The following is a 15,629-nucleotide window of genomic DNA, read 5'->3' on the forward strand; positions in this document are numbered from 1 at the left end:
CGTGCCGGTTTTTTTTCGGTTACCCGGTCGTAACTAACATCTTCAGCCTCTGGCGGGATGATGGCCGCGCTTCCTGCGGATATAACAAAACGATGAGGTTTTACATGCGTAAAATTAAAGGGTTACGTTGGTATATGATCGCACTGGTGACGCTCGGCACCGTGCTTGGTTACCTGACGCGTAACACTGTGGCGGCAGCTGCGCCAACGCTGATGGAAGAGTTAAACATCTCCACCCAACAGTATTCCTATATCATCGCAGCGTATTCTGCTGCTTATACGGTCATGCAACCGGTAGCGGGTTATGTACTGGATGTGCTGGGTACGAAAATCGGTTATGCAATGTTTGCTGTACTGTGGGCCGTGTTCTGTGGTGCAACCGCGCTGGCAGGTAGTTGGGGTGGCCTGGCGGTTGCTCGTGGTGCGGTCGGTGCCGCGGAAGCCGCGATGATTCCGGCGGGTCTGAAAGCCAGCTCCGAATGGTTCCCGGCGAAAGAGCGTTCCATCGCGGTAGGTTACTTTAACGTAGGCTCTTCGATTGGTGCGATGATTGCGCCGCCGCTGGTGGTATGGGCAATCGTGATGCACAGCTGGCAGATGGCATTTATCATCTCCGGTGCGTTGAGCTTTATCTGGGCGATGGCATGGCTGATTTTCTACAAGCATCCGCGCGACCAGAAACATCTGACCGATGAAGAACGCGACTACATTATTAATGGTCAGGAAGCCCAGCACCAGGTTGACACAGCGAAGAAAATGTCCGTTGGTCAGATCCTGCGCAACCGTCAGTTCTGGGGTATCGCGCTGCCGCGCTTCCTGGCAGAACCGGCATGGGGTACTTTTAACGCGTGGATCCCGCTGTTCATGTTTAAAGTTTACGGCTTTAACCTGAAAGAGATCGCGATGTTTGCCTGGATGCCGATGCTGTTTGCTGACCTCGGTTGTATCCTCGGTGGTTACCTGCCGCCGCTGTTCCAGCGTTGGTTTGGTGTGAACCTGATCGTTTCCCGTAAGATGGTCGTAACGCTGGGTGCTGTGCTGATGATTGGCCCGGGTATGATCGGTCTGTTCACCAACCCGTATGTCGCGATTATGCTGCTGTGTATCGGTGGTTTTGCTCACCAGGCACTGTCTGGCGCACTGATTACGCTCTCTTCTGACGTGTTCGGTCGTAACGAAGTGGCGACGGCGAACGGTTTAACCGGGATGTCCGCATGGCTGGCAAGTACGCTGTTTGCACTGGTAGTCGGTGCACTGGCTGACACCATCGGCTTCAGCCCGCTGTTCGCAGTTCTGGCAGTGTTCGACCTGTTAGGTGCGCTGGTTATCTGGACCGTGTTGCAGAACAAACCGGCGATTGAGGTGGCGCAGGAATCACATAACGATCCCGCACCGCAACATTAAGACTTAACGTAAGTTGTAATGACGAAGCCGCCTGTTCAGGCGGCTTCGTTGTTTAGTTGTTTCTGGTCTGCGAGGTCAATTGATCGTCGGCAATGACGGGGTAAAGATGACCGACAATTTACCCATGTAATATCCTGCCTGTTTTGCCGTCACGTTAAATTTGTCGACCACCAGCGTCAGCGGAGTGGGAACACACATCACAGCGTAACGGATGCCTGGAAGCACCACCGGGCGGACATGTTTAAGATTGATGTTGGTCCAGACCATGCTCTCATTGTTGCGCACATCAATTTGCCCTCCTGATTCCGGGTCATACATTTTGACACGGTAATCAATACGCTCCCCTTCATCCGTTGAGCTCGCGCCCTGACGATAAATCGAAAACGCACCATTACTGCGTCCTGCCGCCGTTCTTCCCTCATCTTTTAGCAAAATTTCATAGCTAAGACCGTTACCGTTAAAGCCATCGTACAGGCACATATCCAACATCGTCAGATCTTGCGCGTAGTTGTTGCCGTTAACGCTGCCTGTTGGATGCAAATCCAGTTGTACGCGTGGCGTGGCGTGGGCGAACTCCGGAAAGAACACGTCGATATGGTTGGGATCGAGGGTGTTCAGGGTAATATCTGCAAAATAGTCTTGGGATGGATTACTTAAATGCAGTTTTACTTGTCCTTTCCAGACACCACCAATTGGCAGGTTCTTCATTTCCGTCTGCTCAAGGTAGAGAGTTAGCAGTTTCCTGTCAGCTTCGCTCGAACTGCCATCAGGGTTATTACATGTACGCCAATCGCTATCAGTCAAAGGTCGCTGTTTAGAGTAACCATCACATTGACTACCATTCGGTGTCGTAGTGACAGATTGATATCCCTTAAGCTTTACCGGCCAACGCATCCCACTACGCTGTTCAGTAAGATAGATTTGCACAATTGATATTGTCCCTGAGGTCGTACAGGTTTGCTGTAAATCGGCATAAGCGCACTTATACCACATGTACACATCTTTCCCTGGTGGTTCTTCTTTGTTCCATAAATAATAATCGGCTCTTCCCGACGCCAAATCATAAGTAATTTCAGCCGTCACATTTGGCGTAGCGTGCCCCCCCGCGACCATGCCAAATAAACATAAAATCACGGCAATTAATCGATTTCTCATGGTGCAACCTCCCTTTGCGCCGTCTGGACGTTTCCACGTAATTTAGGCTGTTTCAACTGTGCCTGAACCTGAATAGATTCCGGCAATTGTGAATAACTCACCACGCTACAATTCACATCCCCGCTATAGCGAATGCTGGCGCGTTTCTTCAAAACATTCAGCGGACATTTCAGGAACTGCTGCCCGGAAAGCAGATACAACTCTTTTTCACCACTGCTGATCTCAAGTGTGAATCCGCCATCTTCAGCCACCAGTAACATGGCGCTATTCAGACCCACCAGCGGGAACTTCTCTACCGATGCGGGCAATAACAAACGACCGATATAGTTGTAATTAAAGCTGGCAGACACCTCGCGATAACGTAATTTGCCCGGCAACAGCATTAACTCGCGATTTCCCGCGCCGTTAATGATGTTGGTTGTTCCTTGCTGGTTACCCTGATTACTGTCGTTAACTTCAACAAAGCCAGACTGAAATCCAGGATAGGGGAATAACACGCTGTCGCTTTGACCAAGCTGCAATGTTCTGCTGCCAGCCACCCGCGCTTCGAGTTGCAGACCCTGACTCTGTTCATCCTGTTCAGAGAAACCTTTCACATCCACCAACACCGCTCCCAGCAAATCATCTGAGCCGCTGGCCCCCAAATTGATGCCATAGCGACTCACCGCCAGCGTGGAGCTGTATGTCCCGGTGAAGGCCGAGAGATGATCATGGTTCTGGCGATCATAACTGTCTGAGACAGTAGCGTAGACATTTCCATATTGGCCATCCCAACGCCCGTTAACCGCGCTGTTTATGGTATCGGTGTTCAAACCGCCGACGGTCACGCCAAGCTCTTTATGGCTGAATGAGTCGTTATAAAAGGTATGCGATAACTGCCATGACGTTTGATCGCCATCCTGATCGCTATAACGATAATCAGTAGAAACATTGGTTGAATGGCTGTTGTTATTGCTGTCCATCGTCGGCGTATCAGATAACGAAAACGACAGATACAAACCGTTGTCATCGCTACCACCGCCGTTGTCATTACGATGGAAAACCCCAAGGGAAGTACTCAAAATCCAGTCACGCATCACAAAAGCGCGAGAAGCGCTAAGTTGTACGGTTTCGGAAATACTTTGTGCCGTAGTCTGGCGAAGATAGTTATTTTCAAAGCTCTGCTGTTTGTCCCAGCGCAAACTATCATCAGTGTTATTTTGTGTACGGGTATAACCCAGCATCATATTCCAGCCGACAAAATTCTGTGAAACCGTCGCGGAAATACTTTCATAACAGCTTAAGGCGTTGTAGCTCTCTCTGTTGTCGGTTGTACAAGCATCACCGTCAGAGTTGGTCCGATAAAAGCCCAACGTCGGCCATCCCGGATGACTCCAGTTGGCCTGTTGCATATCGCCTTTGCCGCCGTCATCGTTACGGAACACGCTGGCACTGATAGCCAGATTCCCCGCCCCGCCTAAATCCGCCGTCCAGTTATTGCCTAACTCGAAAGCACTTACATCATCGGCATTCGCCAGCCCTGCGTAGAGCTCATATTGCGGATGTAATGGCAGGCGTACGCCTAGCTGATAAGCAGAACTTTCATCATCAGAAACCTGTGATGTGGTTTTACCTGCCTGCAAGAACCACTGGGCATTTCCGTCTGTCAGACCGCCGGTTTTGGTAAACGGTACAAGCTCGGTGCGGGTGAGTTGGTTATTTTCATAAACTTTTAACGCCACGCTGTAGCTGCCTGGCGGAAAGGAACTGGTATCAATAAATTGCGAACCACTATTGAGGTAAAACGATCCCAACAGTTGTTCATTACGATAAGCATCAACACGAGAATTGCGCGAAAGCAGGATCATTACCGGCGTTCCCTGCTGGCTTTGCGTCTGGTTTAAATAACTGAGAGTCGACCCGATACGCATTCCGTCTATTGCACCGAGTGGCAGGAAGTTAAAAGTAAAGTTTCCACCTTGCGCATTAAATAATGTGCGGTTGTCCATCCGCCCCGCCTGCACATAATAACGGCGTAAAAAATCATAGCGGTAATAGAGATCGCTGACATCGACATTGTTGTCGCTGACATCATCTGCATCATAACCGTCGAAATTCCAGTGCGCACCAATATAGCTATTTTCTGTTATTCCCAGTGCGCCATTACCCTGAATTGACAACGATTGGTAATCATCCTGTACCAGCACATTAATATCTTGCTGATGTATAAAAGCGTTAACCGTATTTTTGTCTGGATTTAAATACAATGACTTCGAGTTAAACGCAGAACTCCATTGCGGATTAAGAAATAGCGTTGCTGAACTTTCTTCATCATTGTAGATTATTTCTACTGTCTCAGTATTAAGAAAACCGCATCCTGAATCAGTACGTACAAAACCACAAGCCAGTTCACCGTGGCGAGCTAAGGGTTGCGATAGTTTTTCTTTCACTGTATGAGCAATTTTTTGGTCGTCAGTGCTCAATTCAAGTTTGCTGTATAAACTTGATGAATCAAGAAAGGTTACGGTATCAAGATTAACCATAGCATAATATTTACCGAGACTTTTCCCTGCAAAATAAACCTCGATATACTCCTGCTGTCCCTGAGCAATAACCTCAAAACCAGCGGGAATTTTTGTTAATGTTGCCTTTGCCGGGCTGAGACTCGCCAGGATCAAAAGAGCCAGTAATTTTTTGTCCATGGCTGTCCTGTAATCCATAATAAATACTAAAATAGTTAAAAGAAGGGAGGACTTGCCTCCCTTTATTGCATGTTAATTCTGTTATCCAGATTAGAGAGCCTGGGACAGATAAATGCTAACTACGCCACGGTAGATACCCGTTTCCAGAACACCTTTGGTAGCCTGGGAAAACATCAGTGGTTTAGCCAGCGAACCGTTAGTTAACGCATCGGAAGCAAAGATTTTCGTTGCGGTAAAAGTGGTTGCCGCATCAGCTTTAATCTCTTCACCACCCCAGGTTACGGTCAGCGGAACAATTTTGCTGGCGTCCAGGCTCTGAACCAGTTGCGCAGGCGAAACTAACTGCATTTTCACGTCTTTGGTCGTGTCATTTGACCAGATTTTAGTCATTAACTGGTAAGATTGCAGACCCTGACCTGGCAGATATTGCATTTCTACTGCCTTCGGCAGTGCAGTATTATCGGTCTGCGTCATATCCAGAGCAGCATCAACGTTAGCAGTAACAGTGATATCTTTTTGTACTGCTAATGCAGAACCTGCAACGGAAAACATTGCCGCTACCAGAAGAGATTTTGCGAATACCTTTTTCATTACTATTCCTTGGTTTATTACAATGATAATTAATGGACCGCCAGCTCAAACTCGCCATTGTCCTTGGTGATCCAGTTATTATATTTGACAACGATTTTATCGTAGCCAGATATGCTTTCTAAAACTCTTTCCTGACCAGGGAAAATGTTTTTATTTACGGTCTGTGTTCTGCACTCCGCAGAACCACTATTTTTACAATAGGCAATGGTTAATATCTTCAGACGTTGATTGCCATTATTGATTAGCTTTTTATCGGCGTTAATATCTAACTTTGCCACAGGCTGCTGAGGTGGCACGCTGACAACAATCCCCCAAATTAAGTTAACCGTTAATTGCATGGAGAGATCTTTTTTATTATCTGTTGCATCATCAATGCTGGGTACAGCTTCAAATTTAACCCGATAGTTTTTTTCTTTTTGCTCAGGTTCCATTGCCACAAAACGCACGGTTTTGCTACTACCGCCAGGCAAAGCAAATTTGGGCGGCATTATCACAAGTTGGTTTGCATCGCCTGAAGTTACTTCGATTTCTTTTTCTTGTGGTGTTGATGGATTATCGATACGAAATACGGTTGCCTTTATATATTGGACTTCATTCGTTTTCGATATTACACGAACACTTCCTTCTCCCTGACTGTTTATAGATACAGACATAGGATATACAGTCATATTAGATTGTGCGAAAAATGATGTGCACAGAAGTAAGACAGGCCCGAGCCGTAATAATCGATTAATTTTCGCCACCATTTAATCAGTTTTACATTATTTCATAAAAAGTTGGCGCATTAGAAATCATACTATTTTTCAAGTCAACACAAAAAAGCATCTTTAGATAAAATTATTTATTCTCAAAAAAATACAACCTACTGAAAAATATGTTTTTTCACAATTCAACATAATCAATTTTAGGAATATATTAATATTCACAACATCAATAAATAATATTATTTCAATCATGCAATTTATATTTTAACAATGGCATACGCATGCATAAAGTGGTATGATAACTTTGTCCGCATTCCACTCCTGGAGACGCATATGGAAATCACTGAACCACGCCGTTTGTATCAACAACTTGCCGCTGATCTGAAAGAGCGCATCGAACAGGGCGTCTATCTGGTGGGTGATAAACTGCCTGCCGAACGCTTTATTGCCGATGAAAAAAACGTCAGCCGCACCGTGGTTCGTGAAGCCATCATCATGCTGGAAGTTGAAGGCTATGTCGAAGTGCGTAAAGGTTCAGGTATTCATGTGGTTTCCAACCAGCCGCGCCATCAGCAATCGGCTGACAATAATATGGAGTTTGCCAATTACGGTCCGTTTGAGCTACTGCAAGCCCGCCAGCTCATCGAAAGTAATATTGCCGAGTTCGCGGCAACTCAGGTCACAAAACAGGACATCATGAAATTGATGGCCATCCAGGAGCAGGCACGCGGCGAACAATGCTTCCGTGATTCCGAGTGGGATTTGCAGTTCCATATTCAGGTAGCCCTGGCGACGCAGAACTCCGCCCTGGCGGCTATCGTTGAAAAAATGTGGACCCAGCGTAGTCATAACCCGTACTGGAAAAAACTGCACGAACACATTGATGCCCGTACCGTCGATAACTGGTGTGATGACCACGATCAAATCCTCAAAGCGCTGATTCGCAAAGATCCTCATGCTGCTAAGCTGGCAATGTGGCAGCACCTGGAAAACACCAAGATCATGTTATTTAACGAAACCAGCGACGATTTCGAGTTCAATGCCGACCGCTATCTGTTCGCCGAAAACCCGGTGGTGCATCTCGATACAGCCACCAGCGGCAGTAAATGAAATTCCTGTCCGACAGGCGCTACAGTGCGCCTGTTTGTCTCGTCGGTAAGCGAAAAGTATAAAGTGTCAGCCTGTGTAAATCCTCTCGCCTCCCTCCCCTGCATTCAGCAAAATCAGACTCCACGGACATGTAATTTTGATAACGAACAACGTTGACCTTTGTTACAATTAGATTCAATTTGAATTTATGCTTTTGAATGCTTTCTTATCTCACGATTTAACAGGGAATAGTTCAGGCTGTGTTGATGTATCAAACCCGCAGAACATACCAAGACAGCAATAACATTGCGGTAGTGCATCATTTAAAACCAGCGTGGCGTTAACCGATTCACCAGGAATAATGAATGGAACTTTTGACCCAATTGCTGCAAGCCCTGTGGGCGCAGGATTTTGAAACCCTGGCCAATCCGTCGATGATTGGCATGTTGTATTTTGTCTTGTTTGTCATTTTGTTCCTTGAAAACGGCTTGCTTCCGGCGGCCTTTTTACCGGGCGACAGTTTACTGGTACTGGTCGGCGTATTGATTGCGAAAGGCGCGATGGGCTATCCGCAAACGATTCTGCTGCTGACCGTTGCCGCCAGCCTCGGTTGCTGGGTCAGCTATATTCAGGGGCGATGGCTGGGCAATACCCGCACCGTACAAAACTGGCTATCTCATTTACCCGCGCATTATCATCAACGCGCACACCATCTTTTTCATAAACACGGTTTATCGGCGCTGTTAATTGGTCGCTTTATTGCGTTTGTCAGAACACTGCTGCCGACGATTGCCGGGTTATCAGGGCTGAATAACGCGCGCTTTCAGTTCTTCAACTGGATGAGTGGTCTGCTGTGGGTATTGATCCTGACAACTCTGGGTTACATGCTCGGCAAAACGCCGGTATTTTTAAAGTACGAGGACCAGCTGATGTCATGCCTGATGCTGCTCCCGGTGGTGCTGCTGGTGTTTGGCCTGGCAGGTTCTCTGGTTGTGTTATGGAAAAAGAAATATGGAAATCGGGGGTAAGGGATGCAAATACCTCGCATGTCACTTCGCCAGCTAGCCTGGTCCGGCGCTGTTTTACTTCTGGTCGGCACGCTGTTGCTGGCCTGGTCCGCGGTTCGCCAGCAAGAGTCTACGCTGGCGATTCGTGCCGTTCATCAAGGGACAACGATGCCAGACGGTTTTTCAATCTGGCATCACCTTGACGCTCACGGCATTCCTTTCAAAAGTATCACCCCCAAAAACGACACTCTGTTAATTACCTTTGACTCCAGCGACCAGAGCGCCGCCGCAAAAGCGGTCCTCGACAGAACATTGCCCCATGGCTACATCATTGCGCAGCAGGACAATAATAGTCAGGCTATGCAGTGGCTAACCCGATTGCGGGATAACTCTCATCGCTTCGGATAACTTCCTGTTATCCGAAACAGATCACTCACTTTGGTGATTTCACCGTAACTGTCTATGATTAATGGGGCGGTGGTTAACACGACCGCTTCGTTGTCTGGACAATCGTTCCTTTGTAATAGGTCCGAATCACAATGGAAGGTTCAAGAATGAAATACCGCATCGCTTTAGCTGTTTCTCTCTTTGCTCTTAGTGCCGGTAGTTATGCCACTACCCTGTGTCAGGAAAAGGAGCAAAATATCCTTAAGGAGATCAGCTATGCCGAAAAACACCAAAACCAGAATCGTATTGACGGTCTGAATAAAGCCCTGAGTGAAGTCCGGGCCAACTGTTCAGATAGCCAACTGCGTGCCGATCATCAGAAGAAAATCGCAAAGCAGAAAGATGAGGTGGCGGAACGCCAGCAAGATTTAGCCGAGGCGAAGCAAAAAGGCGATGCAGATAAGATTGCCAAACGCGAACGGAAACTGGCAGAAGCGCAGGAAGAGCTGAAAAAGCTGGAAGCGCGCGACTACTAACTCACAATAGTCACTACTTACTCACCTGGAGAAAACTATGTCGAAAGAACACACTACGGAACATCTGCGTGCTGAGTTGAAATCCCTTTCCGATACGCTGGAAGAGGTGCTTAGCTCATCTGGCGAGAAGTCGAAAGAAGAGTTGAGTAAGATTCGTAGCAAAGCGGAGCAGGCACTGAAACAGAGCCGTTATCGCCTGGGTGAAACCGGTGATGCCATCGCCAAACAAACCCGTGTCGCGGCGGCGCGTGCCGATGAGTATGTGCGTGAAAATCCGTGGACCGGCGTGGGCATTGGCGCTGCAATCGGTGTAGTGCTCGGCGTTCTGCTGTCGCGTCGTTAATTATGGCGGACACTCATCACGCGCAAGGGCCCGGTAAAAGCGTTCTGGGCATCGGGCAGCGAATTGTTTCCATCATGGTTGAAATGGTGGAAACACGTCTGCGGCTGGCGGTGGTGGAGCTGGAAGAGGAAAAAGCGAATCTCTTTCAACTTTTACTGATGCTGGGCCTGACGATGCTTTTCGCTGCATTTGGTCTTATGAGCCTGATGGTGCTAATTATTTGGGCGGTTGATCCGCAATATCGCCTGAATGCGATGATTGCCACCACCGTGGTGTTGCTGCTACTGGCACTGATTGGCGGTATCTGGACGTTACGTAAATCGCGTAAATCCACCTTGCTGCGCCATACACGCCATGAGCTGGCAAACGATCGGCAGCTGCTCGAGGAGGAGTCCCGTGAGCAGTAAAGTCGAACGTGAACGACGTAAGGCGCAACTGCTTAGCCAGATCCAGCAACAACGGCTGGATCTTTCCGCCACTCGTCGTGAATGGCTGGAGGCAACAGGCGCTTACGATCGTCGCTGGAATATGCTGTTGAGTCTGCGCTCCTGGGCGCTGGTTGGCAGTAGCGTGATGGCTATCTGGACGATTCGCCATCCTAATATGCTGGTCCGCTGGGCCAGACGCGGTTTTGGTGTATGGAGCGCCTGGCGTCTGGTGAAAACAACCCTCAAGCAGCAACAACTTCGCGGTTAATAACCTCTCTGGCCGGAGCCATTCCGGCCATATCCCTCAAATTTTTTGAAGATTTTTGACAGTTTTCCTTGCTAACAATCACGCTTCGCCACGTTTATGATTCTCTCCATCGACAGCAATGACGCAAATACCGCGCCCTTGCACAAAAAAACAATCAGCAGCCTGAGCGGCGCAGTGGAGAGTATGATGAAAAAATTAGAAGATGTTGGTGTACTGGTAGCGCGTATTTTAATGCCGATTCTGTTTATTACCGCAGGCTGGGGAAAAATTACTGGCTACGCGGGTACCCAACAATATATGGAAGCAATGGGCGTCCCCGGCTTTATGCTGCCGCTGGTGATTCTGCTTGAGTTTGGTGGTGGTCTGGCAATCCTGTTCGGTTTCCTGACACGTACCACAGCCCTGTTTACTGCGGGCTTTACGCTGCTGACGGCATTTTTATTTCACAGCAACTTTGCTGAAGGCGTCAACTCGCTGATGTTCATGAAAAACCTGACAATTTCTGGCGGATTCCTGCTGCTGGCAATTACCGGTCCGGGCGCGTATAGCATCGACCGCCTGCTGAATAAAAAGTGGTAAGCACGCGCTATACTTAACGATAAAAAACGAGGAGGAACACTCCTCGTTTCAGATTGTTGACAAAGTGCGCGTTGTTCATGCCGGATGCGGCGTGAACGCCTTATCCGGCCTACAAAAACATGCAAATTCAATACATTGCAGAAACCTCGTAGGCCTGATAAGCATAGCGCATCAGGCAGTTTTGCGTTTGCCATCAGTCTCAAACGAGGAGAAACGCTCCTCGTTTTTGCTATTGGAGGAGAGAAAAATGGGTCAACTGATTGACGGCGTCTGGCATGACACCTGGTACGATACCAAATCTACCGGCGGTAAATTTCAACGTTCAGCTTCCGCATTTCGTAACTGGCTCACTGCCGATGGCGCACCAGGCCCCACTGGCAAAGGCGGTTTTATCGCAGAGAAAGATCGTTATCATCTCTATGTTTCACTCGCCTGCCCGTGGGCGCACCGCACGCTGATCATGCGTAAACTCAAAGGACTGGAACCGTTTATTTCCGTTTCCGTAGTGAACCCGCTGATGCTGGAAAACGGCTGGACCTTTGATGACAGTTTTCCGGGAGCAACCGGCGACACGCTCTATCAACATGAATTTCTGTATCAGCTTTATCTCCACGCCGATCCACACTACAGCGGACGAGTTACTGTTCCCGTACTGTGGGACAAAAAGAACCACACCATCGTCAGCAACGAATCAGCAGAAATCATCCGCATGTTCAATACCGCGTTTGATGCGCTGGGTGCGAAAGCGGGAGATTACTACCCACCAGCTCTGCAACCGAAAATTGACGAACTTAACGGCTGGATTTACGACACCGTTAACAATGGCGTGTATAAAGCCGGTTTTGCCACCAGCCAGCAAGCCTACGACGAAGCGGTGGCGAAAGTGTTTGAATCGCTGGCGCGACTGGAACAGATTTTAGGTCAGCACCGTTACCTGACCGGCAACCAGCTAACCGAAGCCGATATTCGCCTGTGGACCACGCTGGTGCGTTTTGATCCAGTGTATGTGACCCACTTCAAGTGTGATAAGCACCGCATCAGCGATTACCTGAATCTGTATGGCTTCCTGCGCGATATCTACCAGATGCCGGGAATTGCCGAAACAGTCAATTTCGATCACATCCGTAATCATTACTTCCGCAGCCATAAGACCATCAACCCTACGGGGATTATTTCAATTGGTCCGTGGCAGGATCTCGATGAACCGCATGGACGAGATGTTCGCTTCGGTTAAAAAAAGGCACCTTACGAGGTGCCTCTGATAATTAGCTAAGTGCGTGTTGTTCATGTCGGATGCGGCGTAAACGCCTTATCAAACCTACAAAACATTTATATTCAATATGTTGCAATGACCGCGCAGGCCAGATAAGCGTAGCGCATCTGGCAATTTTGCGCTTGCCCCTATCCTTCACAGCGCCTTATTAATTCATAGAGATAATATTTACTGCCATTTCATTCACGTCTATTCTTAATTTGCTGCTTTAAAAACAAGTGATTGAGCAAAATTGAGGCAAAAATGGACTGGTATCTGAAAGTACTAAAAAATTATGTCGGTTTCCGGGGTCGTGCGCGGCGCAAAGAGTACTGGATGTTTATTCTGGTCAACATCATCTTTACGTTCGTGCTGGGGCTACTGGATAAAATGTTAGGCTGGCAACGTGCCGGTGGCGAAGGCATCCTGACGACAATCTACGGTATTCTGGTGTTTTTACCATGGTGGGCAGTTCAGTTCCGCCGCCTGCACGACACCGACCGCTCGGCGTGGTGGGCACTGTTGTTCTTAATCCCGTTTATCGGCTGGCTTATTATCATCGTCTTTAACTGTCAGGCGGGTACGCCAGGCGAAAACCGCTTTGGACCAGATCCGAAACTGGAACCTTAAAACAAATCTCCTCGCCGGATGTCTGACTCATCCGGCTTTTATCATTATGTTGATGAATAAATAATCTACTAATGTTTATTTAAATTATTTCAATGTCGTTATATAAATTACCTATAAAAAATAACCATGTATTTATCTTAAATATCAAAACCTTTATAACATCCGAAAAAGAAAGATACGAATAGCATTTACTCCATCCCCGGAATAGACTTTCGCAACTTTTAATTAAAGGGATGTTTTTATGCAGTGGTATTTAGCCGTATTAAAAAATTATGTTGGTTTCTCTGGTCGTGCACGTCGTAAAGAGTACTGGATGTTTACTCTGATTAACGCCATCGTCGGCGCTATTATCAATGTCATTCAATTGATTTTAGGTTTAGAGTTTCCATTCCTTTCTCTCATTTACCTGGCAGCAACAATCATTCCGGTCATTGCTCTGTGCGTTCGTCGTCTGCACGATACTGACCGTTCAGGTGCGTGGGCGCTTCTCTATCTGGTACCGGTCATTGGCTGGTTAGTTCTGTTTGTATTTGCCTGTTTAGAAGGCAATTCTGGCAGCAATCGTTACGGAAACGATCCGAAGTTTGGTTCAAATTAATCTTAGAATTGGGGCGATATTTCGCCCCTTTTTATTAAAAATAACAAATATTATTTTCCGCTAAAAAGTTTGGGAATTTCCCGCAGACACCAGGATTTCGCCTCCCCCATACTGTCACGACGCCAGGCCATAATAATATCGATCTCGCTGGTCGATTCCGGGCTGACGACACGCAACCGCCCTTCCGCAATGTCTTTTTCGACCATCGGATACGGCATCGTCGCCACGCCAAGCCCCGCCAGTAATGCCTGACGTTTATCTTCAATCGTGCTCACCGTTAAGCGCGGCTGTTTGTCCAGTAGCTGTACGGTCAATACCGGGCGCTCACGAGCGGTATCCGCCACCGCAATTCCACGATATTTCACGCGCGTCACTTCAGATAACGGTTCCGGCTCCTGATGAATCGGGTGATCAGGCGCGGCAACATAGACGTTCATTAAGGTATAGAGTTTGCGCGAGTTGATCTCCGACGAGGAACGAAAATGCATATCCGGCGCGATAACGATATCCGCCCGCCCCTGCTCCAGTCGTTCCCACGCCCCCGCCAGCACTTCGGTGATGATTGCCAGTTGGGTATTGGCTTTTGCCGCCAGTTTGTCGATTAACGGGAAAAAGGCAGGTGTCGGTACCAGCGCCTCGGTCACAATGGTGAGATGCGTTTCCCAACCGCGCGCGAGAGCTTCCGCATCGGTAGTCAGTTTATCTGCGGCTTCCAGCAAAACGCGCCCTCGCTCCAGCAACATCCTCCCGACATTGGTGAATTTGGTGCGATGGCCCGAGCGGTCAAACAGCACCACATCCAGCTCTTCTTCCAGTTTTTGCATGGTGTAGCTAAGTGCGGAAGGCACGCGTCCCAGCTCATCCGCCGCCGCCGCAAAACTGCCCCGGCGATCGATCGCATCCATAACCCGTAGTGCTTCCAGCGTTAATGCCCTTTCTTTGGCCATTTCGTTCTCATTCAGGAAATTTGAACATACCGGGCAGAATATCTGGCTAACAATGTAGCGTCCAGCCCCTTACCATAAAAGGAAGTAAAGAGAGGTCAAGAATTATGATTACTACCCGAACTGCCAGGCAGTGTGGACAAGCAGACTACGGATGGTTGCAGGCCCGGTATACTTTTTCCTTTGGACACTACTTCGACCCGAAATTGTTAGGCTATGCCTCCCTGCGCGTGCTTAACCAGGAAGTGCTGGCCCCAGGTGCCGCCTTTCAGCCACGAACCTATCCCAAAGTCGATATTTTAAATGTGATTCTGGATGGAGAAGCTGAGTATCGCGACAGCGAAGGCAATCATGTTCAGGCCAGCGCTGGTGAGGTGTTGCTGCTCTCTACCCAGCCGGGTGTCAGCTATAGCGAACACAATCTCAGCAAAGACAAATCGTTAACGCGAATGCAACTTTGGCTGGATGCCTGCCCACAACGAGAGAATCCGCTGATTCAAAAACTGGCGCTTAATATGAGCAAGCAGCAATTAATCGCCTCGCCAGAAGGTGGGATGGGAAGCCTGCAATTGCGCCAGCAAGTGTGGCTGCACCATATCATGCTCGACAAAGGCGAAAGTGCGAATTTCCAGTTGCATGGGCCACGCGCGTATTTGCAATCGATTCACGGGAAATTTCATGCGCTTACGCATCATGAAGAGAAAGCGGCGCTAACCTGCGGTGATGGGGCGTTTATTCGTGACGAGGCTAACATTACGCTGGTTGCCGATTCCCCACTGCGCGCTTTGCTGATAGATTTGCCTGTCTAGTTGTTTTTACAGGGAGATGATGATGAGTAAAAAATCGGCCAAAAAGCGTCAGCCAGTGAAGCCCGTGGTGGCGAAAGAACCAGCTCGCACCGCCAATAATTTTGGCTATGAAGAGATGTTGAGCGAGCTGGAAGCCATCGTCGCGGATGCTGAAACGCGTTTAGCCGAAGATGAAGCTACCGCGTAAAGACAAGTTGCCGGATGCGGCGTAAACGCCTTATCCGG

Annotated in this window: 20 protein-coding genes; 15 read left to right on the top strand and 5 right to left on the bottom strand. The window is 48.3% G+C overall.

Going from position 1 to position 15,629, the window contains the following annotated elements:
* The first annotated feature begins 104 nt into the window (after positions 1–104).
* Complete coding sequence (gene exuT, locus ACJHYW_RS05245; protein WP_001298326.1) at positions 105–1,403, top strand: hexuronate transporter ExuT; 1,299 nt, start codon at positions 105–107, stop codon at positions 1,401–1,403.
* Positions 1,404–1,478: 75 nt separating this feature from the next.
* Here the strand turns inward: exuT and ACJHYW_RS05250 are convergent, their stop codons facing one another.
* The 4 genes from ACJHYW_RS05250 to ACJHYW_RS05265 all read right to left on the bottom strand — a co-directional run bounded on the left by ACJHYW_RS05250 (position 1,479) and on the right by ACJHYW_RS05265 (position 6,576).
* Complete coding sequence (locus tag ACJHYW_RS05250; RefSeq protein ID WP_061092734.1) at positions 1,479–2,558, bottom strand: CfaE/CblD family pilus tip adhesin; 1,080 nt, start codon at positions 2,556–2,558, stop codon at positions 1,479–1,481.
* Positions 2,555–5,239: a TcfC E-set like domain-containing protein gene (locus ACJHYW_RS05255; RefSeq protein WP_000358693.1), complete on the bottom strand. Its 2,685-nt coding sequence runs from the start codon at positions 5,237–5,239 to the stop codon at positions 2,555–2,557. Before ACJHYW_RS05255 ends, ACJHYW_RS05250 begins: the two co-directional genes overlap by 4 nt.
* A 90-nt stretch (positions 5,240–5,329) precedes the next feature.
* The gene (locus tag ACJHYW_RS05260; protein WP_000755089.1) at positions 5,330–5,830 is read right to left on the bottom strand and encodes a CS1 type fimbrial major subunit; all 501 of its coding nucleotides are present in this window, start codon (positions 5,828–5,830) and stop codon (positions 5,330–5,332) included.
* 29 nt (positions 5,831–5,859) lie between these two features.
* Positions 5,860–6,576: a fimbria/pilus periplasmic chaperone gene (locus ACJHYW_RS05265; protein ID WP_001361213.1), complete on the bottom strand. Its 717-nt coding sequence runs from the start codon at positions 6,574–6,576 to the stop codon at positions 5,860–5,862.
* Between the two features lie 291 nt (positions 6,577–6,867).
* Here ACJHYW_RS05265 and exuR point away from each other — a divergent pair, with 291 nt between their 5' ends.
* The 12 genes from exuR to ACJHYW_RS05325 all read left to right on the top strand — a co-directional run bounded on the left by exuR (position 6,868) and on the right by ACJHYW_RS05325 (position 13,651).
* Positions 6,868–7,644, top strand: a complete 777-nt coding sequence (gene exuR, locus ACJHYW_RS05270) for a transcriptional regulator ExuR (protein WP_000406495.1) — start codon at positions 6,868–6,870, stop codon at positions 7,642–7,644.
* 239 nt (positions 7,645–7,883) lie between these two features.
* Positions 7,884–7,967, top strand: coding sequence for a hypothetical protein (locus tag ACJHYW_RS05275; protein WP_212734101.1), 84 nt, complete (start codon positions 7,884–7,886; stop codon positions 7,965–7,967).
* A gap of 21 nt (positions 7,968–7,988) precedes the next feature.
* Positions 7,989–8,651 carry a DedA family general envelope maintenance protein YqjA gene (gene yqjA, locus ACJHYW_RS05280; protein ID WP_000422149.1) on the top strand — a complete coding sequence of 221 codons (663 nt, stop codon included), beginning with the start codon at positions 7,989–7,991 and terminating at the stop codon, positions 8,649–8,651.
* A 3-nt stretch (positions 8,652–8,654) separates the two neighbouring features.
* Entirely contained in the window at positions 8,655–9,038 is a 384-nt protein-coding gene (mzrA, locus tag ACJHYW_RS05285) for an EnvZ/OmpR regulon moderator MzrA (protein ID WP_001166760.1), read from the top strand.
* A 146-nt stretch (positions 9,039–9,184) separates the two neighbouring features.
* Positions 9,185–9,553, top strand: a complete 369-nt coding sequence (gene yqjC, locus ACJHYW_RS05290; RefSeq protein WP_001295543.1) for a DUF1090 family protein YqjC — start codon at positions 9,185–9,187, stop codon at positions 9,551–9,553.
* A gap of 37 nt (positions 9,554–9,590) precedes the next feature.
* On the top strand, positions 9,591–9,896 hold the full coding sequence (locus ACJHYW_RS05295) for a YqjD family protein (RefSeq protein WP_000031415.1): 306 nt from the start codon (positions 9,591–9,593) through the stop codon (positions 9,894–9,896).
* 2 nt (positions 9,897–9,898) lie between these two features.
* Entirely contained in the window at positions 9,899–10,303 is a 405-nt protein-coding gene (locus tag ACJHYW_RS05300) for a phage holin family protein (RefSeq protein WP_000785722.1), read from the top strand.
* On the top strand, positions 10,293–10,592 hold the full coding sequence (locus ACJHYW_RS05305; protein ID WP_000096093.1) for a YqjK-like family protein: 300 nt from the start codon (positions 10,293–10,295) through the stop codon (positions 10,590–10,592). The genes ACJHYW_RS05300 and ACJHYW_RS05305 overlap by 11 nt, the downstream gene beginning before the upstream one ends.
* Before the next feature lie 186 nt (positions 10,593–10,778).
* Entirely contained in the window at positions 10,779–11,171 is a 393-nt protein-coding gene (locus tag ACJHYW_RS05310; protein ID WP_000732240.1) for a DoxX family protein, read from the top strand.
* Positions 11,172–11,418: 247 nt separating this feature from the next.
* Positions 11,419–12,405 (top strand): glutathionyl-hydroquinone reductase YqjG, encoded by a 987-nt coding sequence (gene yqjG, locus ACJHYW_RS05315; protein WP_000531189.1) that lies wholly within the window; start codon positions 11,419–11,421, stop codon positions 12,403–12,405.
* Between the two features lie 282 nt (positions 12,406–12,687).
* Positions 12,688–13,053 carry a DUF805 domain-containing protein gene (locus ACJHYW_RS05320; RefSeq protein WP_000384145.1) on the top strand — a complete coding sequence of 122 codons (366 nt, stop codon included), beginning with the start codon at positions 12,688–12,690 and terminating at the stop codon, positions 13,051–13,053.
* Positions 13,054–13,294: 241 nt separating this feature from the next.
* Positions 13,295–13,651 carry a DUF805 domain-containing protein gene (locus tag ACJHYW_RS05325; protein WP_001198783.1) on the top strand — a complete coding sequence of 119 codons (357 nt, stop codon included), beginning with the start codon at positions 13,295–13,297 and terminating at the stop codon, positions 13,649–13,651.
* Between the two features lie 50 nt (positions 13,652–13,701).
* Here ACJHYW_RS05325 and yhaJ read toward each other — a convergent pair whose 3' ends face one another.
* Positions 13,702–14,598, bottom strand: a complete 897-nt coding sequence (gene yhaJ / locus ACJHYW_RS05330) for a DNA-binding transcriptional regulator YhaJ (RefSeq protein ID WP_001041010.1) — start codon at positions 14,596–14,598, stop codon at positions 13,702–13,704.
* Positions 14,599–14,702: 104 nt separating this feature from the next.
* Between yhaJ and ACJHYW_RS05335 the strand changes: the two genes are divergently transcribed.
* Both ACJHYW_RS05335 and yhaL read left to right on the top strand, forming a co-directional pair.
* Positions 14,703–15,404 (top strand): pirin family protein, encoded by a 702-nt coding sequence (locus ACJHYW_RS05335; protein WP_061092735.1) that lies wholly within the window; start codon positions 14,703–14,705, stop codon positions 15,402–15,404.
* Between the two features lie 22 nt (positions 15,405–15,426).
* The gene (gene yhaL, locus ACJHYW_RS05340) at positions 15,427–15,591 is read left to right on the top strand and encodes a protein YhaL (RefSeq protein WP_001306007.1); all 165 of its coding nucleotides are present in this window, start codon (positions 15,427–15,429) and stop codon (positions 15,589–15,591) included.
* Positions 15,592–15,629: the final 38 nt, after the last annotated feature.

Source organism: Escherichia sp. WS3063, assembly GCF_046486595.1.
In the GTDB taxonomy this organism is placed as follows: domain Bacteria; phylum Pseudomonadota; class Gammaproteobacteria; order Enterobacterales; family Enterobacteriaceae; genus Escherichia; species Escherichia coli.